Origin of the sequence: Marinithermus hydrothermalis DSM 14884 (genome assembly GCF_000195335.1) — a bacterium.
In the GTDB taxonomy this organism is placed as follows: domain Bacteria; phylum Deinococcota; class Deinococci; order Deinococcales; family Marinithermaceae; genus Marinithermus; species Marinithermus hydrothermalis.
Genome location: NC_015387.1, coordinates 1,897,324 through 1,916,483, shown reverse-complemented (window position 1 = coordinate 1,916,483; position 19,160 = coordinate 1,897,324). Strand labels below are relative to the sequence as shown.

The following is a 19,160-nucleotide window of genomic DNA, read 5'->3' as shown; positions in this document are numbered from 1 at the left end:
TGGGGACACGGCGCTTGGTATACTTTTCCCGTCCGCAGGGTTGTTATGGAGGAAGGGTATGGACTGGTTGCTCGTTTTGTCCCTGGGCCCGGTGCAGGAGTTCATCGCAACTGCCCGGCGTACCCGGGACTTGTTCGCGGGAAGCCGTCTCCTCTCCGAGGCCGCGCAGCGAGCGGCGGAGGTCCTGGCCGATGCGGTGGGGGTGGAGCGCCTGATCTTCCCGGCCCCGGAGGGCAAGGGCGATCTGGAGAAGCTTGGGGCGGCAGGTATCCCTAACGTCCTCCTCCTCAGGGTGCCGGAGGGGCAGGATCCCAGGGTCTTGGGGGAGAAGGCCCTGGCCGCGGCTCGGGAGTACCTGCGAGGGAAGGCCTTGGAGGTCTTCCGTGCGCGGGAGGCCCACCTGGAGATGGAAGCGGCCTTGGCCCAGGTGGAGGACCTGCTGGAGGGGTACTACGCCTACGCGCCCTTGCAGGAGGGGTACCCGAAGACCCGAGCGCGGGTCATGGCGTTGCTCGCCGCGAGGAAAAACACCCGGGATTTCGCTCCCGTGACCTGGGGGAAGGCGGAGTTCAAAAGCTCCTTGGACGGGGCTCGAGAGCACGTCCTGCGCCTGCCCAAGGACCGGGAGCAGGCGGAGGCGACGCGGCTGAGCCTGGGCTTAAGGCGGGGAGAGTACCTTTCGGGGCCGGACCTCCTCAAGCGCTGGTGGCGGACGGAGGGCAGCTTCCTGAGCACCTCTCACGCGGCGGTCCTTCCCTTTTGGGAGGGGGTGCGGCAGGCTGGGGCGCAGGGCCTGCTGGAGGAGGCCTTCAAGGACCTGGCGGCCTGGGTGGGGGAGGCGGCCCGGGCGGACACCTGGCACCCGGTCCTTCGAAACACCCCCTTCGCGCATTGGAACGTGCACCTCCTCTACGAAAGCCGCCTCGAGGAGTTCCTCGCTTTAAAGGACGAGGGGGTCAAGGCGCGTGTTCAGGAGCGCCTCAAGCGGCTTTGGCGGGATCTGGGCCTGAAGGGGGTGAAGGCGCCGCCCGGCGCTTACTACGCCCTGCTGCACGCGGACGGGGACCGGATGGGGGAGACGATCGACCGCCAGCAGGATCCCAAGGCGCACCGGGAGCTTTCCCGGCGCCAAGCCCTGGAGTTCGCTGATAAGGTCAAGCGGATTGTGGAAGCCCACCAGGGGGGGCTCGTCTACTCGGGGGGGGATGACGTGCTGGCCCTTCTGCCCCTCCACACCGCCCTTCGGGCCGCTTGGGCCCTGGCGCGGCGGTTTCGGGATGTCGTGAAGCCGTACGGGAAGCCGGAAGCCCCACCGAGCCTCTCCGTGGGGCTGGCTGTGGTGCACCACTTGGAGCCTCTGCAGGACGCGTTGGACCTGGTGCGGCGGGCGGAGAAACTCGCGAAGGAAGGGCGCACGGGCGAGGAAAAGCGTAACGCCTTGGTCGTGGCGTACAGCCCCCGCTCCGGGACGGAGCTCATGGTGCGGGGACGCTGGGACGAGGACCCCCGGCTCACCCAACGCCTGTGCCGTTACGCGGACCTCCTGCGCATGGGAGCGATCCCCTCCAGGGCGGCTTATGAGCTGAGGGGGTTGTGCCTCGAGGCCGAAGGGGTTCTCTCGGAGGAGGCTTTGGTGGCGGAGGCCTTGCGCATCCTGGGGAGGAAGGAGATGAAGGGCGCGTACCGGGAGGAGCTTTCCCGCTGGGTTCGCACGGGGAAGGACGTGAAACGGCTTGCCGACGAGCTTATCCTAGCCCGGCCGTTCGCCGAGGCGTTGGAGCAGGCGAGGGTGCCCCTCGAGAACCGGGAGGTGTACGGTGCTCATTGAACCGCGGGACCCTCTGATCGTTCGGGATGGGCGGCCCTTCACCAACAGCCCCGGGGCTCGGGCCCGGAGCCTGCCCTTCCCCTTGCCCCAGACTCTGGCTGGGGCGTACCGCGCCCGGCGGGGGTTCTCGGAAGGGCTGCGCTTTCCTGAGGACGCCCACCGGGTGCTTTCCTGGGGGGTGCGGGGGCCGCTTCTCGCGGAGTGGGGGGGTGCGGCGTGGCGCCTCCTCGTGCCGCGGCCCTTGGACATGCTGAAGCTGGGCAAGGCGGTGTACGCCCTGCGGCCCTTAGACCCGCCCGAAGGGTGCGGCACCAATTTGCCCGAGGGGCTTTGCCCCGTGGGCCTGCCCCGTCCGGACCTTAAGACGAAACCGGAGGTGTTGCCCCGCTTCCTTTACTGGGATTGCGTCCTGGACTGGCTGGTGCGGGATGCCCCGGAGGGGTTTCATCCTGAGGGGCACGATGGTCCCACCCCGGAGGTGCGCACTCACGTGAGTCTGGATCCCGGTACGCAAACGGCTCGGGAAGGTTTCCTCTTCCAGACGTCGGGCCTGGAGTTCGCGCGGCAACAAAAGGAGGACTCGGCCTCTCTTCATGGGATTCGCCGCATGGCCCTCACCTTGTGGCCGGAGGACGGGGTGGAGGTGGAGGGGGTGCACCCCTTAGGCGGGGAGCGGCGGCTGGCCCTCTGGCAGCGGGGCGGACCCGAAGTGCCGGGGGTACCGGAGGGGTTGCTCGAGGGGCTCCTAGCTCGCCGGGCGGCCCGGGTGGTCCTTCTCACCCCGGCCTTCTTCCGGGGGGCGTTCCTCCCGGAGGGTAGAACCTTCTTCGGGGCTGAGGTGGTGGCCGTGGTTTCGGGGCGGCCGGTGGCGGTCTCGGGCTGGGATCTTAAGGAGGGGAAGCCGAAGAAGAGCCGCCGGGCAGTGCCCGCGGGAAGCGTGTACTTCGTGCGCCTGCCCGAGGCGTGGGGGGAGGCGGCGGTGCGGGACTGGCTGTTGAAAGTCTGGTTCCAGAACCTTTCCGACGAGGAGCAGGACCGCAAGGACGGGTACGGCCTGGGTGCTGTGGGGCTTTGGAGCGGGCAGCTCATGCGCTGGGAGGAAGCATGAGGAAGGAGTACACGGACGCTTTTGCCCCCAGGCGTCGGGAGGTAGAGGGTGGCCTGGTGCGGCACGACGGGGTGCGGATCCTCACCTGGGAGCGCACCTACCGCCTCCTCACCCCGCTCTTTGGGGGTGGGGTGGAGCCCCGCCACGCGGATCCCTTGACCGCGGTGCGGGCCTCGGAGGTGCGGGGGCAGCTGCGTTTTTGGTGGCGGGCGGTGCGGGGCTGGCAGGCTCAGGGGAGCCTGAAGCGCCTTCTGGCGCTGGAGTCCCGCCTGTTCGGCAGCGCGGGGGAGGGGGGCGCCTCACCGCTTTTAGTGGAGGTCGAGCCCCTAGAGAAAGGGAAGGAAGCCCATCCCTTCGAGGATCAACCGGGACGGGGCTTCCCGAGGGCCCGGCGGGATGTGGCCCACCCTTACCTGGCCTTCCCGCTTCAGCGCACGAAACAAGACTCCAAGAACTACCCCGTACGGCGAGGGGTGCGTTTCCGCCTCCGCCTGCGCTTCCCGGAGCGGGTGGGGGACCTGGACGTGAAGGAGGAGCTCGAGGCCGCCCTCTGGGCCTGGGAGACCTTCGGGGGAATCGGGGCCCGGACCCGGCGGGGGTTCGGGGCGTTGATGCGGGAAGGGAGCCGGCCTTTGGGGGAAGCGGAGATCCGGGAGAAGCTCAGGGCGTATGCCCGGGAGGCGGGCTGGCCTGAGGGGGTGCCCCACCTGACGCCCGCCAGCCTGGTGCGGGTGGTGCCCTTGTCCTGGCGGGAGGTGGCGGAGGCGTACCAGGCCTTCCGCCAAAGCCGCCGGGAGGGCCAGGGGCGGAACCGGCCGGGGCGTTCCCACTGGCCCGAGCCCGACGAGGTGCGCCGCCGTACCGAGCAGTACGCCTTCCACCACAAGCCCCAGCACCCCGTGCGTAAGTTCCCCCGAGCTCAGTTCGGCCTGCCCATCATCTTTCATTTCAAGGACCGCGAGGTCCATCCCGACGCGACCCTGAAGCCCCAGGCGGCCGACCGCCTGGCCAGCCCCCTGATCTTCCGTCCCTTGGCGGAGAAGGCGTGCGTGGTGGCGGTGCTCGAGGCCCCCCGCACCCCGCCCGGGGGAGTGGTCCTGGAGTGGAAGGGCAGGGAGTGCGGGGTGGAGACCCGGCTCAGCCCAGAGGAAGCCGAGAAGATCGAGCCCTTAAGGGCCCGTGGGGGGGAGCCGGACCCCTTGCGGGCCTTCGTGATGCACTTGGAGGCAAGGAGGTAAGCTGTGCACCAGACCGAGACCGCGTTGCTCTTCATCCATGCCCTTTCTCCCCTGCACGCAGGGACGGGGCAAGGCGTTGGGGCTATTGACCTGCCCATCGCTCGGGAGAAGGCCACGGGCATCCCGTACCTCCCGGGCAGCTCCCTCAAAGGGGTGCTTCGGGAGCGGGCGAGGCAGTGGGATGAGGCCATGCTGTTTGCGGTGTTTGGGCCGGATACGGAGAACGCTCATGAGCACGCCGGGGCCCTCCAGGTAGGGGACGCGAAGCTCCTTCTCCTACCCGTGCGGAGCCTGTACGGGGTGTTCGCCTACGTGACGAGCCCCTACCTTCTGGAGCGCTTTCGGCGGGAGGCGGCGCTTGTGGGGTTAACGCCCCCCCAGACGCCTACGGTGCCGGGCCGGACCTGGGCGTTGGCGGCCTCCGGCGCCCAGGTCGTGGAGGGATCAAACGCTTACCTGGAGGACCTGGACCTCGAGGTTAAGGAGGCCCCCCACGTGGCCGAGTGGGAGGCCTGGCTGGCGGAGCGCACCGAGGCCCCGGTGAAGGGCCGGCTGCTGCTGGTGCACGATGATCTGATGGGCTTCCTCCTGGAGACGGTCACGGAGGTGGTGGCCCGGATTCGTTTGGACGACGAGACCAAGACCGTAGCCAGGGGGGCCCTCTGGTACGAGGAGAGCCTGCCCGCGGAGAGCGTCCTGTACAGCCTGGTGCGGGCGGAGCGGTCGTTCCGCAAGGGGCAGGAGATGCTGCCCGAGGCGGTCATGGCCCTGTTCAAAGGGCTGTTGAAAGGCGCTCTCCAGCTGGGCGGCAAGGCCACGGTGGGCCGGGGGCTTTGCCGGGTGCAGGTGGGGAGGTAACCATGCACACGCGGGCACAACGGTGGGCCCAGGACGCTTATGAGCGGGTGCAGGCGCGGGCAAGGACGGGGGAGGCCGGCGAGTACAAGGACATGGCCCTAAAGCTCCCCGTCCTCATCCGCCAGGCGGGGCTCGCCCAGGCCCTGGCCTTCGTGGAGTCCCGCGGCAAGGCGGCTCACAAGAGCCTGGGCGAGGACCTGGCCAGGACCCTGGGGTACGAGGGGCTGCGGGACCTCTCAGCCCAGGCGAGGAAAGCCCCCCTTCTGGAGTACCTCCGCCTGACCCGGGAGGTGTTGGGGGCGGCGGACTGGTACAAGCGCTTCGCGCAAGCCCTGATCGAGGAGTAACCATGGCCCGGAAGGAACCCAACGCGGACTCGAGTCGGCGGGATGCCTTGAGGGGAATCCGGTTCCCATCTCACCGGGAGCCCCACCGGGGCCTCTGGCTGGACAAGTACATCCGCACCGTGCGGGAGGAGGACACGGACGCCAAGCGGGACCTGGTGCGGGAGGTGGCTGGGTGCGGTGAGCCTAAGGAGTACCGGGCCTTCTTCACCCGCTACCGCAAGGCCCTCGAGGAACTCGGGGCGGAGGTGCGTGAGGCCCGGACCCTGGGCCGGTTGGTGGTGGGGCTGGGGGGGGAGGGGGTGCTGGAGACCAGCCTCACCCTCCACCGCACCTACGGGGTGCCGTACATCCCGGGCTCGGCCTTGAAGGGCTTGGCGAGCCGGTACGCCCACCTGTACCTGGAGGGGGAGGCTTGGCGGCGGAACCTGAAGGAGTTCAAGCGAGGCGCGGCGCAAAAAGCCCTCTTCGGCGACCTCGAGGAACAAGGAGCCTTGGTTTTCTTTGACGCCCTGCCCCTGCCGGGAACGTATGCGCTCCATCCTGACGTCATGACGCCGCACCACGCGGAGTATTACGGGGGTGGGGGCGCGCCCCCCGCGGACTGGGATAGCCCCGTGCCCGTCCCCTTCCTGAGCGTCACGGGCACCTTCCTGCTGGCCTTGGCCCCCGTTCCCGGGCTTTCTCCGGAGGTGGCGCGGCCTTGGCTCGAGGCCGCCTGGCGGATCCTGGCGTGGGCCTTGAAGGAGGAGGGGGTGGGCGCGAAGACCGCCGCGGGGTACGGCCGGATGGAGCTGGAGGGGGGAGGGGCCGCCCGCGCACCCTCCCGGGAAGGAGCGGGGGCCCGCTTCAGCCCGGAGTACGAGGATTTAAAGATCCGGTTGCGGGGCACCTCGTACCGGGAGTTGCGGGCTTTCCTGGAGGCCCACGCGGCCCTGATCCAGGCGTTGTCCCCGGAGGAGGCGCAGGACCTGCGCCAAGCCATGCACGCGAAGGGGTTCCTCAACAACCCCCGGGACCTCAAGCGGTGGGCCAAGGGCCGGGAGGCCCTGAAGCAGGCCCTGGAGCGGTTGGGGCTTTAGCCTGCGGCGCGGGGCGGGGTGGGGGGCTTGGTAGGCTGGAGGCATGTGGGATTTTGTGGAGGAGGTCACGCGCCGCCCGCCCCTGGTGCTGGGGGTGGACCCGCGCCCCGCGTGGCACCCGGGGAAGGACAAGCTGGGGCAGATTCGCCGGTACTCCCTCGAGGTCATGGAGGCCCTCGCGCCTCGGATCGCGGCCGTGAAGTTCCAAGCGGCGTTTTTCGAGGCGCTGGGGCCGGAGGGGTACGCGCTGATGCACGAGCTGGCCGCGGCAGCGCGGGTGATGGCGCTCCCGGTGATCTGGGACGTGAAGCGCGGGGACATCGGGAGTACCGCCCAGGCGTACGCCCAGGCGTACCTCGAGGCCTACCCGGGCTCGGCCGTGACGGTGAACCCGTATTTGGGGGAGGACGCGGTCGCGCCTTTCCTCGAGGCCGCGGCGCGCTCGAGGGGGATGGTGTTCGTGTTGGTGAAGACCTCGAACCCGGGGTCGGGGATGTTCCAGGATTTGGAGGTGGCGGGACGGCCCCTTTACCGCGTGGTGGCGGAGGCGGTCGCCGCGTGGAGCGAACGGTACGCGGTGGGGCGCTGGAGCCGCGTGGGCGCGGTGGTGGGGGGCACGTACCCCGAGCGGGTGCGGGAGTTGCGGGAGGGGATGCCCCGGAGCTTGTTCCTGGTCCCGGGCCTGGGCGCCCAGGGCGGGGCGGTGCTGCGGGGCGAGGGGTTGCTGCTCTCGGCTTCGCGCGCCTTGTACTACCCCGGGGGGCGGCCGGACGTGGGGGTGGCCCTGCGCCAGGCGCGGGCGTACCTGGAGGCGCTCAGGGCACCGATGGCGGAGGGTTCGAGCTAGGGGTGCCGAGGGCCTGGTACAGCCGGGGTAGGGGCAGGTGGTCCGCGATGTCCCGCCCGTAGTGGGCGATCTGGATGCGGCCGTCGGGCCCGATGAGGAAGTCCGCGGGGAGGGTGTGGCTTCCCCAGTCCTCGCGCTGCGGGTAGAACCCGGCGGCCAGGGCCTGGAGGGGGCGGGGGAGAGTAGGCTCCGCACGTGCCCCCACAGGGAGGCCTCCACCCCGAAGAGGGCGTACACGCGGCGCTCGGGGTCCGGGACGAGGGGGAAGGGCGGGTGTTGCCGGGCGACGTGCTCGAGGAGGGCTTCCCGGGGGGACTCGAAGAAGGCGAGGAGCTGGAGGCCGCGCGCGGCGAGGACGGCGTGGTGCCGGATGAGTTCGCGGACCCGGAGGTTACACAGGGGGCAGGAGGCTCCGCGATAGAAGGAGAGGAGGAGGGGCCGGCCGCGGTAGGCCTCGAGGCGGACGGGGCGACCGGTGAGGTCGGGGGCGTGGAAGGTGGGGGCGGGGGCGCCTGGGGTGAGTCGGGCCATGTGTCCATGGTGCCGGGGGGAGGGGGGGAGACGGTCAGCGGCGTTACGTGCTGGGGGGGCGGGCCGGTCGTGTAGCATAAGGCCGTGGACGTACTGGCGGTGTACCGGGAAACGGGAGCCTTGCTGGAGGGGCATTTCCTCCTGAGGAGCGGACGGCATTCGCCGAGGTTTTTGCAGTCCACGACGGTGCTGCAACACCCCGCGCACGCGGAAGCGATCGGGGAGGCGATCGCGCGGTTATTCGCGGGGGAACGCGTGGATTTCGTGGTGGGCCCGGCCATGGGGGGTGTGGTCCTCGCTTTTGTGACCGCGCGGGCGTTGGGCGCGCGGGCGCTGTTCTCGGAGAAGGACGGCGCGGGCGGCATGTTCATCCGCGAGGGCTTGACCGTACGGCCGGGGGACCGGTTTCTTGCAGTGGAGGACGTGGTGACGACCGGCGGTTCGGTGCGGCGCGCGATCGCCGCGGCCGAAGCGAAGGGCGCACGGCTCGTGGGGGTCGGCGCGATCATCGACCGGAGCGGGGGGCAGGCGGCCTTTGGGGTGCCGTTCAGGGCGCTGGCGACGCTGGAGTTCCCTACGTACGCGCCGGAAGCCTGTCCCTTGTGCGCGGCGGGCGTGCCGCTGGAGGAGGTGTGATGCGGGGCGTACTCGTGTGCTTAGGGGTGCTGCTGGGTTTGGGGTTCGCGCAGGCCGGGGACGCGGTCGCGCTGGCCCGCGAGGCGGTCGCGGCGTGGCAGGCGGGGGAGCTCGCGCGGGAGCTGGACCCCGCCCGGGTCCTCGAGGCGGGCCCGGAGGAGTGGGCGCGCGTCGTGCGGGAACTCGCGGCGTTCTCCCCGCCGCCCGTGGGGCTGGAGGTGAACCTCGAGGCCCCGGAGGTGGAGACCACGCCGGTGGGGACGCTGGTGCGTTTTCCCGCGGTGGTGGGGAGCCGCGGCGGGGACGTGCGCGTGCTGGTGCGGGATGGTGAGGTGACCCGCGTCGCGTGGGTGCCGGAGGGGGGGCTCTTGCCCGGTTGGGTGTGGAGCCCCGCCGCGGCGTGGGGGTTCGCGCTGGCCTCGCTGCTCTTCGTGTCGGGCTTGCGGCGGGGGGTGTTGGGCCGCTGGTGGCGCGAGGGTTGGAGCGTGGTGCGGCGGCACTGGCGGTTGTACCTTTGGGTGAACGCGGTCCTGTACGGCCTGTTCGTGCTGGGGGCCTTGGGGGCGTACGCTGCGCCGGAGCTGGCGCGCGCGGTGCAGGAGCTGGTGGGCGGGGCCCTGGCGCAGATCGGGTTTGAGGGTACCGAGGGACGGGGGGTGCTGCAGCTCGCCCTGGTGATTTTTTACTGGAACTTCACGCAGGGGGTGCTCCTCACGAGTTTCGCGCCGGCGTTGCTGTTGGGGGTTCCGGCTTTTCTCATCAACGCGCTGCGGTACTACTTTTTCGGGTTCGCGCTCAGCCCCGCGTTGTTCCCCGCGGGGACGTTCGTGTGGCACGTGCCGACCCTGGTGATCGAGCTGCAGGCGTACATCCTGGTGACCTTCGGTGGGTTGGCCTTGCTCGCGTCCTTCATGCGAAGCGAGGGCGTGGGTCGGGGGGTGCGGCTCCTCGCCTGGGTCTTTGGGGGGACGTTCCTGGCGATGTTCGTGCCGAACGCGCTGCTGCAGCTGGTCCTCTTCCTGGGCGTGTTCGTGTACGTGTTTAACCGGGTGGTTCAGAGCGCGGGGGGACGGGCGGGCCTGCGGGCCTTGGGGTTGAGCCTGGTCCTCGCGACGGTCTTCCTGCTCGTGGGCGCGTGGTACGAGGCGTTCGAGCTCCTGTACCTTCTGGGGGGATGAGATGAAGGTCGCGGTGCTGGGCGCGGGCGCGTGGGGCACGGCGTTGGCGGTGGTGCTCGCGTCGAAGGGCGTGCCGGTCGGGCTTTGGGCGCGCCGGGAGGCACTCGCGGAGGCGATGCTCGCCGCGCGCGAGAACCGGGACTACCTGCCGGGCGTGGCGTTGCCGCCGTACATCCAGCCCACCGCGGACGCGGGGGAGGCCCTGGAGGGCGCGGCGTTCGCGGTGGTGGCGGTGCCCTCCAAGGCGCTACGCGCGGTGCTCGCGGACCTGCCGGCGGCGCCCGCGTACGTCTCCGCCACGAAGGGCCTTGTGGCGGAGGGTGGGGCGTTGCGCCGGGTGAGCGAGGTGATCCGGGAGGTTACGGGCGCGCGACGGGTCGCGGTGCTTTCCGGGCCGAACCACGCGGAGGAGGTGGCGCGTTTCCTGCCCGCGGCGACGGTGGTCGCCTCGAGCGACGAGGGGTTCGCGCGGGAGGTGCAGGCCGCGTTCACCACCCCGTGGTTCCGGGTGTACACCAGCCGGGACCTCGTAGGGGTGGAGCTGGGGGGGGCCTTGAAGAACGTGATCGCGCTCGCGGCGGGCATGGTGGACGGGCTGCGCCTCGGGGACAACGCGCGCGCGGCCCTGATCACGCGGGGGCTTCGGGAGATCGTGCGGTTCGGGGTAACGCAGGGCGCGCGCGAACAGACCTTTTACGGCCTTTCGGGGGTGGGGGACCTGATCGCGACCGCGACGAGCCTGCACTCCCGCAACCGCAGCGCGGGCGAGCGGCTCGTTCGGGGGTTGACCCTCGAGGCGCTCGAGCGGGAGCGCCAGGTCGTGGAGGGGGTGTACACGGTGCGGGCCCTGTACGACTGGAGCCGCGCGCGGGGGGTGGAGCTGCCGATTACGGAGGCGGTCTACCGCGTGGTGTACGAGAAGGAAGACCCCATCCGGGCGCTTTCGGCCTTGATGGGGCGGGAGCTGAAGCCGGAGTAGTTACTTCTCGAGCTGCCGCGCGGCTTCCTCGAGGGTCGTCCAGGCGAGGGTGGCGCACTTGACGCGCGCGTGGAGCTTGGAGACCCCGGAGAGGGCCTTGAGGTCCCCGAGCTCCGGGGCGGGCGGCGCGCCCTCCACCACCATGGCCTTGAATTTGCGGGAGAGCTCGAGGGCCTCGGCGAGGGGTTTGCCCTTGATGAGTTCGGTCATCATGGAGGCGCTGGCCTGACTGATCGCGCAGCCTTGGCCGGAGAAGGTGACGTTGGTGATGCGGCCGTCCTCGAGTTTGAGGTGCAGCTCGAGCTGGTCGCCGCAGGAGGGGTTGTGGCCGGAGAGGGTGAGGGTCGCGTCGGGCAGCGGGCCGTAGTTCTTGGGGTTCTTGTAGTGCGTGAGGATGATCTCCTTGTAGAGTTCGTCGAGCAGGGACATGGCACCTCCATTGTATGGGAGGCGGGGGCGGTGGGGCCCCCGCCGCGCGGCGCGTGCTTTACAGCCAGTCCTTGAAGAAATCGCGGGTTTTCTGGAGCGCTTCGATGAAGCGGTCCACCTCGTCCCGGGTGTTGTACACGTAAAAGCTCGCGCGGGTGGTGGAGGCCAGGCCGAGCTTGCGGTGCAGGGGCTGGGCGCAGTGGTGCCCGGCGCGCACCGCGATCCCGTGCTGCTCGAGGACGGTGGCCACGTCGTGCGCGTGCACGCGGCCGAGGGTGAAGGCCACGACGCCGCCGCGGTCCTCGCCTTCGGGGCCCAGGACGCGCACGTCGGGGATCTCGCGGATGCGCTCGAGGCAGTACGTGACGAGCTCGCGGTCGTGCCGCCAGACCGCGTCCATGCCGAGCCCCATCAGGTACTCGGCGGCCTCGCCGAGCGCGATGGCCTCGGCGATGGGGGGGGTGCCGGCCTCGAAGCGCTGGGGGGGCGCGGCGTAGGTGGAGCGGTCGATGTGGACCTCGAGGATCATCTCGCCGCCCCCGAGGAAGGGATCGAGCGCCTCGAGAACCTCGTACCGGCCCCAGAGGACGCCCGCGCCGGTGGGGCCCATCATCTTGTGGCCGCTCAGGGCGAAGAAGTCCGCGCCGAGGGCTTGGACGTCGACGGGAAGGTGCGGGGCGGACTGGGCGCCGTCCACCACGACCAGCGCGCCTTTTGCTTTGGCGGCACGGGCGATCTCGGCGACGGGGTTCACGGTGCCGAGGACGTTGGACATGTGCGTGAGGCTCACGACCTTGACGCGGTCGGTGAGGAGGGTTTCGAAGGCGTCGAGGTCCAGCCGTCCGTCCGGGGTGATGGGGATGGCCTTGACCTTAGCCCCGGTGTACCGGCCGACGAGGTGCCAGGGCACGAGGTTCGCGTGGTGCTCCATCTCGGTGACGAGGATCTCGTCGCCTTCCCGGAGGTGCTTGAGGCCCCAGGCGTGCGCCACGAGGTTCATGGCCTCGGTGGTGTTCCGCACGAAGATGATCTCCTCGGGCCGGGCGGCGTTCAGGAAGCGGGCCATGCGCCGGCGGGCTTCCTCGTACGCCTCGGTGGCCTGGACCGAGAGCGCGTAGGCGCCGCGGTGCACGTTGGCGTTGAGTTCCTCGTAGTACCGGGTGAGGGCTTGGATGACCCGGCGGGGTTTCTGGCTGGTGGCGGCGGAATCCAGGTAGACCAGGTCGGGCTTCCCCGCGATGAGTGGAAAGTCCTTGCGCAGTTCGAGCGGCGCGATCATACAGCCTCCTTCACCAGTCTACCGCCCCGCCGGGGCGGGCGCGGTTAGCGCAGGGTGCGCTCCTCGTAACCGACGAAGACCTGGCCGTCCTCGACCTTGGTCTGGTACACCCGCACCGGTTTCGGGGCGGGCAGGGTGCCGCGCCCGGTGGCGAGGTCGAAGCGCGCGCCGTGGCGCGGGCAGATGATCTTGCCGGCCTCGACCTCGCCCTCGGCGAGGGGGCCGTCGTCGTGCGTGCACCGGTCCTCGATGGCGTAGACCTGGCCCTCGTACCACAGGACCAGCACGCTGCGGCCGTCGAGCTCGAGCCGCGTGCGCCCTTGGGCCTTGAGGGCCTCGAGGGTGGTGACCTGGACCCAGTTCATGGCCAACCCCCTACAGCGTGACCTTCTCCTCGATGACCGTCTCGAGGTGTTGGCGCAGGGCCGGGAGGGGGATGCGGGTGAGAACGTCGGCCAGGAAGGCCTTCACCAAAAGCTGTTCGGCCAGGGTGCGCGGCAGGCCGCGGCTCATCAGGTACAGGACCTGGGTCTCGTCCACCGGCGCGGTGGAGGAGCCGTGGCTGCACCGCACGTCGTTCGCGGCGATCTCGAGCTGCGGCACGGAGTCGCTGCGCGCCTCGGGAGAGAGGAGCAGGTTGCGGTTGGTTTGGTACGCGTCGGTCTTCTGCGCGCCGGGCTCGAGCCGGATCAGGCCGGAGTACACGGTGCGCGCCCGGTCCTTGGCCGCGCCTTTGTAGAGCACGTCGCTGCGCGCGTGGTCCGCGACGTGGTGCTGGAGGGTGTAGTGGTCGAAGTGCTGGTCGGCGTGCGCGAAGTAGATTCCGAGCATCTCCGAGTCCGCGCCGGGCCCGACGAGTTCGGACTGCACCTCGGCGCGGGAGAGGGTGCCGCCGAAGGTGGCGACGAGGTCGTTAAGGCGCGCGTCTTTCTCGAGGAGGGCGCGCTGCCGGTGGAAGTGGTGCACGCCCCGCCCCCAGCTCTGCACGTTCGCGTGGCGCAGGATCGCGCCGGGGTGCAGGAGGAGCTCGCTGACGGAGACGTGGATGGCGGGCGCGTCGAGCGCGGGGGAGAGGTACTCCTCGAGGTACGCGCCTTGAGCGGTCTCCTCCGCGACGATCAGGGTGCGGCCCACGGAGAGGGCGCCGCCCGTCTCGAGGTACTTGAAGATCCCGATGGGCGCCTCGAGGGTGACGCCTTTGGGGAGGTAGATGAAGATCCCGTACGTCCAGAAGGCCGCGTTGAGCGCGGTGAGCTTGTCGGGCGCGCCGGGGGTGGGGCTCGTGGCGGGCACCGCGCGGTAGAGGGCCGGCCGGACCTTTTCGGGGTGCTCGGCGAGCGCGGTGCGCAGGTCCGTGACGATCACGCCTTTTTCCCGGAGCTCCTCGGGCAGCTCGACGTACGCGAGGTCCGGCCCCACGAAGACCGCGATGGCGGCGGCGTCGGTCCGCTCGAGGCGCGCCTGGACCGCTTGGGGGAGGGCCTCCCGGGTGAGGGTGCGGCCCGTGGGGGTCTCGAGGGGGAGGTCCTCGAAGGGGAGGTTGCGGATGTCGGTGTACTTCCACTCCTCGGTCTTCGGGGTGGGGAAGGGCAGGTCCTTGTAGGCTTCCCAAGCGGCGAGGCGGGCCTGGGTGAGCCAGGCGGGCTCGCCGAGCGTTTGGGAGAGGGTTTCGACGCGTTCGCGCGAGAGTGCGGTTACGGCTTCCATGCTTCCTCCATCAAGACGCCAGGAGCCAAGGGAGGGACTCCTGACGGGGCGGGGCCCGGGGTTACCCGACCGAGCCCTCCATCTCGAGCTCGATCAGGCGGTTCAGCTCGACGGCGTACTCCAGGGGGAGTTCCTTCGCGACCGGTTCGATGAAGCCGCGCACGATCAGGGCGGCGGCCTCGTCCTCCTCCAGGCCGCGGGACTGGAGGTAGAAGATCTGCTCGTCGTTGAGGCGGCTGACGGTCGCTTCGTGCCCGACGGAGGCGGTCTCCTCCTCGATCTCCATGTAGGGGTAGGTGTCGGTGCGGGACTCCTCGTTGATGAGGAGGGCGTCGCACTCGACGTTGACCTTGGCGTGGGTGGCGCCCTCGTGCACCTTGATGAGGCCGCGGTAGGAGGCCCGGCCGCTGCCGCGGGAGATGGACTTGGAGACGATCGAGCCGGAGGTGTGCGGCGCGGCGAAGATGAGTTTGCCGCCGGTGTCCTGGTGCTGCCCGGTGCTGGCGAAAGCGATGGAGAGGATGTCGGAGCGGGCGCCGGGCTCGATCAGGTAGCTGCTCGGGTACTTCATGGTGACCTTGGAGCCCAGGTTCCCGTCCAGCCACATGTGGTACGCGTCCTGGTGCACCACCGCGCGCTGGGTCACCAGGTTGTACATGTTGTGCGACCAGTTCTGGATCGTGGTGTAGCGGCTCGTCGCGCCTTTCTTGACCACGATCTCGATCACGCCGGAGTGGAAGGAGTCCGTGGAGTAGGTGGGGGCGGTGCAGCCCTCGATGTAGTGCACCTTCGCGCCCTCATCCACGATGATCAGGGTGCGCTCGAACTGGCCGAGCTCCGCGGTGTTCACGCGGAAGTAAGCCTGGAGGGGCAGCTCGACCTCCACGCCCGGCGGGATGTACACGAACGACCCGCCGGACCAGACCGCGGCGTTCAGCGCGGCGAACTTGTTGTCCTCCGGGGGCACGACCGTGCCGAAGTACTCCTTGAAGAGGTCCTCGTAGTTCTTGAGGCCGTCCTCGATCGAGACGAAGATCACGCCCTGGCGCTCGAGCTCCTCCTTGACCCGGTGGTAGACCATCTCCGAGTCGTACTGGGCGCCCACCCCCGCGAGGACCTTGCGCTCGGCCTCGGGGATGCCGAGCCGGTCGAAGGTGCGCTTGATCTCCTCGGGCACGTCGTCCCAGCTGCGGGCGTCGCGCTGGTCGGTGGGCTTGACGTAGTAGTAGATGTTGTCCAGGTCGAGCTGGGAGAGGTCCGCGCCCCAGGTGGGCATGGGTTTTTTCTGGAAGATCTCGAGGGCCTTCAGGCGGTACTTGAGCATCCACTCGGGCTCGTTCTTGTGGTAGGAGATGGCCTCCACCACGCGGCGGTTCAGGCCCTTTTCCGCCTTGAAGACGTATTTCTCCGGGTCGGCGAACCCCCACTTGTACTCGCTGCCGATCGTGTTGATGTCGAACTCCATGCGCTCCTCCCTTTCCTAGGACTGGGCCGCGAGCTCCTTGATCCAGTCGTACCCTTTTTGCTCGAGCTCGAGGGCGAGGTTCTTGTCGCCGCTCTTGACGACGCGCCCGTCCACCATGACGTGCACCACGTCGGGCACGATGTAGTTGAGGAGGCGCTGGTAGTGCGTGATGACCAGGGCGCCGAACTCGGGGCCGCGCATGGCGTTCACGCCCTTCGCCACGATCTTCAGGGCGTCGATGTCCAGCCCGGAGTCGGTCTCGTCGAGGATGGCGTACTTGGGCTGGAGCACCATGAGCTGGAGGATCTCGTTGCGCTTCTTCTCCCCGCCGGAGAAGCCCTCGTTCAGGTAGCGGCTCACGACGGACTCGTCCCACTCGAGGGTCTCGAGGGCGTGCTGCAGGCGGCTGTAGAACTCGGTGACGGAGACGTCGCCGCCTTTGTGGGCGGAGAGGGCCAGGCGGAGGAAGTTGGCGATGGTGACGCCGGGGACCTCCACGGGGTACTGGAAGGCGAGGAAGAGCCCTTTGCGGGCGCGTTCGTCGGGTTCGAGCTCGAGGATGTTTTCGCCGTCGAGGAGGATCTCGCCTTGTTCAACGGTGTACTCGGGGTCTCCGGCGATGACCTTGCCGAGGGTGGACTTGCCCGCGCCGTTAGGCCCCATGAGCGCGTGGACTTCGCCTTTGGGGACGGTGAGGTTCACGCCTTTGAGAATGGGTTGACCTTCGATGGATACCCAGAGGTCGCGGATTTCGAGCTGGTTCGCCATGCTGTCTTCCTCCGTTAAGCCGGCCGCTTATTGCGACCGATTGTCATTAAGAGTATACGGGGGGATCCGCAGAAAGTCTAGTGCTTTGGTCAAGATTATGGGGCGTTATCCCCCCTGTTACCCCCGCGTTGCCGCTCCGGCCGGTTACCCCAGGGGGGGTAACGCCCCCAGATCCCGTTCCGTACCGGGCTATCCGGCCCCCGATAACGCGGGGGTCACGTCGGCTTGGGTACCGTAAAAACGCACAACCCTACAGGCAGAGCAAGCCACCGGTGCCCCCAGGGCCTCGAGGTGAGGCAAGGGCCTACGGCGGCACGGGAGCGTTAGGGGGGGCGTTGGAGGGATGGGGCGTACACGCTTGACGAGCCGGTACCTGGTGCACGGATTGGAGATCGCGGTCCGTGCCGACAATCCCCGGGTGCTCGCGGCCCTCCACGCCCGAATCGGGGGCTTCGCGGGCGGCGGGTACGGCCACCCGCAGTGCACCTTCGAGTACCGGGTGCACGGGGACCCCCGGCGGCGATGGCTCACCCCGCCGGAAGGCGAGGCCCGCAGGATGTACGAGCCGCCCCTCGGGGAGGTGCTGTACTACACGGCCTCCGACGAGCTCTTCATCAACCACACGGGACGCGTGCGCGTCCTGTGCGAAGCCGCGCGGGGCCGGGTCCGGATCGCGCTCGCCGAGGACGCCCCGGACGCGATCTGGGTGGCCACCCACCCCCTCTTCACCCTGCCCTTCCTCGAGGTCCTCAAGCGCTGGGGGCGCTTCGGCATCAACGCGGTGGGGGTGCGGGTGAACGGGGTCGGCGTGCTCTTCCCCGCGGTCGAGGAGGTCCTGCAGGCCGGGATCATGCGGGCTTTGGAGCGGGCGGGGTTCAAGGTCCTAGGGCCCGGCCCCGTCTTCCTGGTGCGGCGCCCGGAAGGCCTGCGCGTGCTGGCCTTCCCCAAGGAGCGCGACATCTCCGAGGTGACGCCCTTCTCGCCAGGCGCGCTATTGCAAGGCCACCCCCGCACCGCTGGCGAAGCCCCCCCCTCCACCTGGGCGGAGGACGCCCCGCCGGAACCCACCCGGCTCGAGGTGGAGCCGGCCTTTTTGCTCTTCCCCACGCGCGGCTCGAGCCCCCGCAACCGGGTGCGCCCCATGAGCCGCGACGACGCCCTCCTCGAGCTGTTGCCGAACGTCCTCGTGACCGAACCCGTCGCGACGCAAGCGCACCTCGACATCCTCTCGGAGCTGGTGGAGACGAGCGCCGCCTACCGATTCGAGGTGGGCACGAGCCTCGAGGGACTGTCCGAGTTCTTGTGGCGGTTGGTGGGATGAGGTGGATCGTGAAACGGAAGAAACCCTACAAGAAACCCCGGGCGCGGCGGGTCGTCTGCCGGATCGGGTTCGTTCGGGGGCAGGACCGTGCGGAGGTTTGACCCCGCCCGGAGCGTTCGAGCCGCGGACGGGGTGACGGTCGAGCGCTTGTACGGGATGGTCCTCCTCCAACACCCTCGAGGGGCGTGCTACGCCCTGAACGAGGTCGGCGCGCGCGTGTGGGAGCTCCTCGCGGCGCCCCGCACCCTCGAGGCGCTCGTGGAAGCGCTCGCGCGCGAGTACGACGCGCCGCGGGACGCGTTGCGCCGGGACGTGGCGGAGTTCCTCGGTTGGCTCTACCGGGAAGGGTTTCTCGAGGCGGATCCCGTCCCCAAAGCGAGCGGCGCGTAAGGGGTTACAGGCGCGCCAGGGCCTGCTCCAGGTCCGCGATCAGCGCTTCCGGGGGCTCCAGGCCCACGTGTAGCCGCACCGCGCCCGGGGAGATCCCGTACGTCTGGGTGAGGAGCGGGGTGCAGCACGCGGGGAAGACCAGGCTTTCGAACCCGCCCCAGCTCACCCCGATCTTGAACAGCTCCAGCGCGTTGCAGAACGCGCGCGCCGCAGCCTCGCTCTCGAGCTCGATCGTGAAGAGGCCCGACGCGCCCTTCAGGTACTTCTTGGCCAAGGCGTGCTGCGGGTGGGAGGGGAGGAGCGGGTGGTGGACGCGCCGCACCTTGGGGTGGGCCTCGAGGAACCGGGCTACTTTTAGGGCGCCTTCCTCGTGCGCCTTGAGGCGCACCCGGAGCGTGCGCAGCCCGCGCAGCAGCAGCCAGGCGTGCATCGGGGAGAGGGTCGCGCCGAGCAGGGCGTACTCCCGCCGCCGGATCCGCGCGATGGGGGCTTTCGCGCCCGTCACCACGCCGGCCACCACGTCGGCGTGCCCCGAGAAGTACTTGGTGGCCGAGTGCACCACGAGGTCCACCCCCCACGCGTGCGGGTTCAGGGCGTACCCCGCGTTCCAGGTGGAGTCCAGCAGCGTAACCGCGCCGGCTTCGCGCGCCGCGGCCACCAGCGGCTCCAAATCCAGCACCTCCAGCGTGAAGAAGGCCGGGGACTCCATATAAAGCGCCCGCGCCCCCTTGAGGGCCTCGAGGACGGCCGGGGTGTCGCGGCCGGGCACGAACACGACCCGCACCCCGAAGCGGGAGAGGATGCGCGTGAAGAAGTTGTGCGCGTTCGTGTACACCGGGGTCGCCACCACCAGGGTGTCCCCCGCCTCGAGGACCGAGAGGACCGCAGCGGCGATCGCGCCCATGCCGCTCGCAAACGCCACCGCGTCCTCCGCGCCCTCGAGGGCGGCGATCTTCTCCTCAAAAAGGCGCACCGTGGGGTTGGTGCCGCGCGTGTACACGTGCCGGTCCCCCGTCTGGATCGCGGTTTCGAAGGCCTCGACCGACTCGAAGGTGAAGAGGGAGTTCTGGTAGATCGGCGGCACGACCTCCCGGTGCGGGGTGAGGGGGGGTTCGTGGAGGAGGGCGGTCCAGGGGTCCATGCGCTTAGTGTATCCAAGGTCGGTATGCTGG

At 69.6% G+C, this 19,160-nt stretch carries 20 protein-coding genes and 1 pseudogene; 12 read left to right on the top strand and 9 right to left on the bottom strand.

From position 1 onward, the window contains the following. The first annotated feature begins 58 nt into the window (after positions 1-58). The 7 genes from cas10 to pyrF are packed head-to-tail and all read left to right on the top strand — an operon-like array spanning position 59 to position 7,305. A complete protein-coding gene (gene cas10, locus MARKY_RS09590; RefSeq protein ID WP_013704687.1) occupies positions 59-1,828 on the top strand; it encodes a type III-B CRISPR-associated protein Cas10/Cmr2 in 1,770 nt (589 codons plus the stop codon). Next, the gene (locus tag MARKY_RS09585) at positions 1,818-2,936 is read left to right on the top strand and encodes a type III-B CRISPR module-associated protein Cmr3 (protein WP_013704686.1); all 1,119 of its coding nucleotides are present in this window, start codon (positions 1,818-1,820) and stop codon (positions 2,934-2,936) included. Before cas10 ends, MARKY_RS09585 begins: the two co-directional genes overlap by 11 nt. Beyond that, positions 2,933-4,174: a type III-B CRISPR module RAMP protein Cmr1 gene (gene cmr1, locus MARKY_RS09580; protein WP_013704685.1), complete on the top strand. Its 1,242-nt coding sequence runs from the start codon at positions 2,933-2,935 to the stop codon at positions 4,172-4,174. Before MARKY_RS09585 ends, cmr1 begins: the two co-directional genes overlap by 4 nt. 3 nt (positions 4,175-4,177) lie before the next feature. Continuing rightward, entirely contained in the window at positions 4,178-5,032 is an 855-nt protein-coding gene (gene cmr4, locus MARKY_RS09575; protein ID WP_013704684.1) for a type III-B CRISPR module RAMP protein Cmr4, read from the top strand. Between the two features lie 2 nt (positions 5,033-5,034). Continuing rightward, the gene (locus MARKY_RS09570) at positions 5,035-5,379 is read left to right on the top strand and encodes a type III-B CRISPR module-associated protein Cmr5 (RefSeq protein WP_013704683.1); all 345 of its coding nucleotides are present in this window, start codon (positions 5,035-5,037) and stop codon (positions 5,377-5,379) included. Between the two features lie 2 nt (positions 5,380-5,381). Further along, positions 5,382-6,458 carry a type III-B CRISPR module RAMP protein Cmr6 gene (gene cmr6 / locus MARKY_RS09565; protein ID WP_013704682.1) on the top strand — a complete coding sequence of 359 codons (1,077 nt, stop codon included), beginning with the start codon at positions 5,382-5,384 and terminating at the stop codon, positions 6,456-6,458. A 43-nt stretch (positions 6,459-6,501) separates the two neighbouring features. Continuing rightward, entirely contained in the window at positions 6,502-7,305 is an 804-nt protein-coding gene (gene pyrF / locus MARKY_RS09560) for an orotidine-5'-phosphate decarboxylase (protein ID WP_013704681.1), read from the top strand. Here the strand turns inward: pyrF and MARKY_RS11820 are convergent. Further along, complete coding sequence (locus tag MARKY_RS11820) at positions 7,274-7,510, bottom strand: hypothetical protein (protein ID WP_148230423.1); 237 nt, start codon at positions 7,508-7,510, stop codon at positions 7,274-7,276. The two genes, pyrF and MARKY_RS11820, sit on opposite strands and share 32 nt — an antisense overlap. A 62-nt stretch (positions 7,511-7,572) precedes the next feature. Then, positions 7,573-7,836, bottom strand: a pseudogene (locus MARKY_RS12295) (peroxiredoxin family protein); the annotation flags it as partial. 84 nt (positions 7,837-7,920) lie between these two features. Here MARKY_RS12295 and pyrE point away from each other — a divergent pair. The 3 genes from pyrE to MARKY_RS09540 are packed head-to-tail and all read left to right on the top strand — an operon-like array spanning position 7,921 to position 10,629. Continuing rightward, the gene (gene pyrE, locus MARKY_RS09550) at positions 7,921-8,472 is read left to right on the top strand and encodes an orotate phosphoribosyltransferase (RefSeq protein ID WP_013704680.1); all 552 of its coding nucleotides are present in this window, start codon (positions 7,921-7,923) and stop codon (positions 8,470-8,472) included. Further along, positions 8,472-9,650: a stage II sporulation protein M gene (locus tag MARKY_RS09545; RefSeq protein WP_013704679.1), complete on the top strand. Its 1,179-nt coding sequence runs from the start codon at positions 8,472-8,474 to the stop codon at positions 9,648-9,650. The genes pyrE and MARKY_RS09545 overlap by 1 nt, the downstream gene beginning before the upstream one ends. A gap of 1 nt (position 9,651) precedes the next feature. After that, positions 9,652-10,629, top strand: coding sequence for an NAD(P)H-dependent glycerol-3-phosphate dehydrogenase (locus MARKY_RS09540; protein WP_013704678.1), 978 nt, complete (start codon positions 9,652-9,654; stop codon positions 10,627-10,629). On the opposite strand, the gene sufU is transcribed toward MARKY_RS09540, so the two are convergent. The 6 genes from sufU to sufC all read right to left on the bottom strand — a co-directional run bounded on the left by sufU (position 10,630) and on the right by sufC (position 16,277). Then, positions 10,630-11,058 (bottom strand): Fe-S cluster assembly sulfur transfer protein SufU, encoded by a 429-nt coding sequence (sufU, locus tag MARKY_RS09535; protein WP_013704677.1) that lies wholly within the window; start codon positions 11,056-11,058, stop codon positions 10,630-10,632. A 58-nt stretch (positions 11,059-11,116) separates the two neighbouring features. Continuing rightward, positions 11,117-12,337 carry an aminotransferase class V-fold PLP-dependent enzyme gene (locus MARKY_RS09530; protein ID WP_013704676.1) on the bottom strand — a complete coding sequence of 407 codons (1,221 nt, stop codon included), beginning with the start codon at positions 12,335-12,337 and terminating at the stop codon, positions 11,117-11,119. Between the two features lie 44 nt (positions 12,338-12,381). Next, on the bottom strand, positions 12,382-12,702 hold the full coding sequence (locus tag MARKY_RS09525) for a Rieske (2Fe-2S) protein (RefSeq protein ID WP_013704675.1): 321 nt from the start codon (positions 12,700-12,702) through the stop codon (positions 12,382-12,384). Between the two features lie 10 nt (positions 12,703-12,712). Further along, on the bottom strand, positions 12,713-14,044 hold the full coding sequence (sufD, locus tag MARKY_RS09520) for a Fe-S cluster assembly protein SufD (RefSeq protein WP_013704674.1): 1,332 nt from the start codon (positions 14,042-14,044) through the stop codon (positions 12,713-12,715). Between the two features lie 61 nt (positions 14,045-14,105). Then, complete coding sequence (gene sufB / locus MARKY_RS09515) at positions 14,106-15,509, bottom strand: Fe-S cluster assembly protein SufB (RefSeq protein WP_013704673.1); 1,404 nt, start codon at positions 15,507-15,509, stop codon at positions 14,106-14,108. 15 nt (positions 15,510-15,524) lie between these two features. Beyond that, positions 15,525-16,277, bottom strand: coding sequence for a Fe-S cluster assembly ATPase SufC (gene sufC, locus MARKY_RS09510; protein WP_013704672.1), 753 nt, complete (start codon positions 16,275-16,277; stop codon positions 15,525-15,527). A gap of 343 nt (positions 16,278-16,620) precedes the next feature. Here sufC and MARKY_RS09505 point away from each other — a divergent pair, with 343 nt between their 5' ends. Both MARKY_RS09505 and MARKY_RS09500 read left to right on the top strand, forming a co-directional pair. Continuing rightward, on the top strand, positions 16,621-17,598 hold the full coding sequence (locus MARKY_RS09505; protein WP_013704671.1) for a hypothetical protein: 978 nt from the start codon (positions 16,621-16,623) through the stop codon (positions 17,596-17,598). An 87-nt stretch (positions 17,599-17,685) separates the two neighbouring features. Next, the gene (locus tag MARKY_RS09500; protein WP_013704669.1) at positions 17,686-17,988 is read left to right on the top strand and encodes a PqqD family protein; all 303 of its coding nucleotides are present in this window, start codon (positions 17,686-17,688) and stop codon (positions 17,986-17,988) included. 4 nt (positions 17,989-17,992) lie between these two features. On the opposite strand, the gene MARKY_RS09495 is transcribed toward MARKY_RS09500, so the two are convergent. Continuing rightward, entirely contained in the window at positions 17,993-19,129 is a 1,137-nt protein-coding gene (locus MARKY_RS09495; protein WP_013704668.1) for a trans-sulfuration enzyme family protein, read from the bottom strand. Positions 19,130-19,160: the final 31 nt, after the last annotated feature.

Coding starts and splice junctions, on each gene's coding strand:
- cas10 (WP_013704687.1), top strand. CDS start 59: ATGGACTGGTTGCTCGTTTTGTCCCTGGGCCCGGTGCAGGAGTTCATC.
- cmr1 (WP_013704685.1), top strand. CDS start 2,933: ATGAGGAAGGAGTACACGGACGCTTTTGCCCCCAGGCGTCGGGAGGTA.
- MARKY_RS09570 (WP_013704683.1), top strand. CDS start 5,035: ATGCACACGCGGGCACAACGGTGGGCCCAGGACGCTTATGAGCGGGTG.
- cmr6 (WP_013704682.1), top strand. CDS start 5,382: ATGGCCCGGAAGGAACCCAACGCGGACTCGAGTCGGCGGGATGCCTTG.
- pyrF (WP_013704681.1), top strand. CDS start 6,502: ATGTGGGATTTTGTGGAGGAGGTCACGCGCCGCCCGCCCCTGGTGCTG.
- MARKY_RS09545 (WP_013704679.1), top strand. CDS start 8,472: ATGCGGGGCGTACTCGTGTGCTTAGGGGTGCTGCTGGGTTTGGGGTTC.
- MARKY_RS09540 (WP_013704678.1), top strand. CDS start 9,652: ATGAAGGTCGCGGTGCTGGGCGCGGGCGCGTGGGGCACGGCGTTGGCG.
- sufU (WP_013704677.1), bottom strand. CDS start 11,058: ATGTCCCTGCTCGACGAACTCTACAAGGAGATCATCCTCACGCACTAC.
- MARKY_RS09530 (WP_013704676.1), bottom strand. CDS start 12,337: ATGATCGCGCCGCTCGAACTGCGCAAGGACTTTCCACTCATCGCGGGG.
- MARKY_RS09525 (WP_013704675.1), bottom strand. CDS start 12,702: ATGAACTGGGTCCAGGTCACCACCCTCGAGGCCCTCAAGGCCCAAGGG.
- sufD (WP_013704674.1), bottom strand. CDS start 14,044: ATGGAAGCCGTAACCGCACTCTCGCGCGAACGCGTCGAAACCCTCTCC.
- sufB (WP_013704673.1), bottom strand. CDS start 15,509: ATGGAGTTCGACATCAACACGATCGGCAGCGAGTACAAGTGGGGGTTC.
- sufC (WP_013704672.1), bottom strand. CDS start 16,277: ATGGCGAACCAGCTCGAAATCCGCGACCTCTGGGTATCCATCGAAGGT.
- MARKY_RS09505 (WP_013704671.1), top strand. CDS start 16,621: ATGGGGCGTACACGCTTGACGAGCCGGTACCTGGTGCACGGATTGGAG.
- MARKY_RS09495 (WP_013704668.1), bottom strand. CDS start 19,129: ATGGACCCCTGGACCGCCCTCCTCCACGAACCCCCCCTCACCCCGCAC.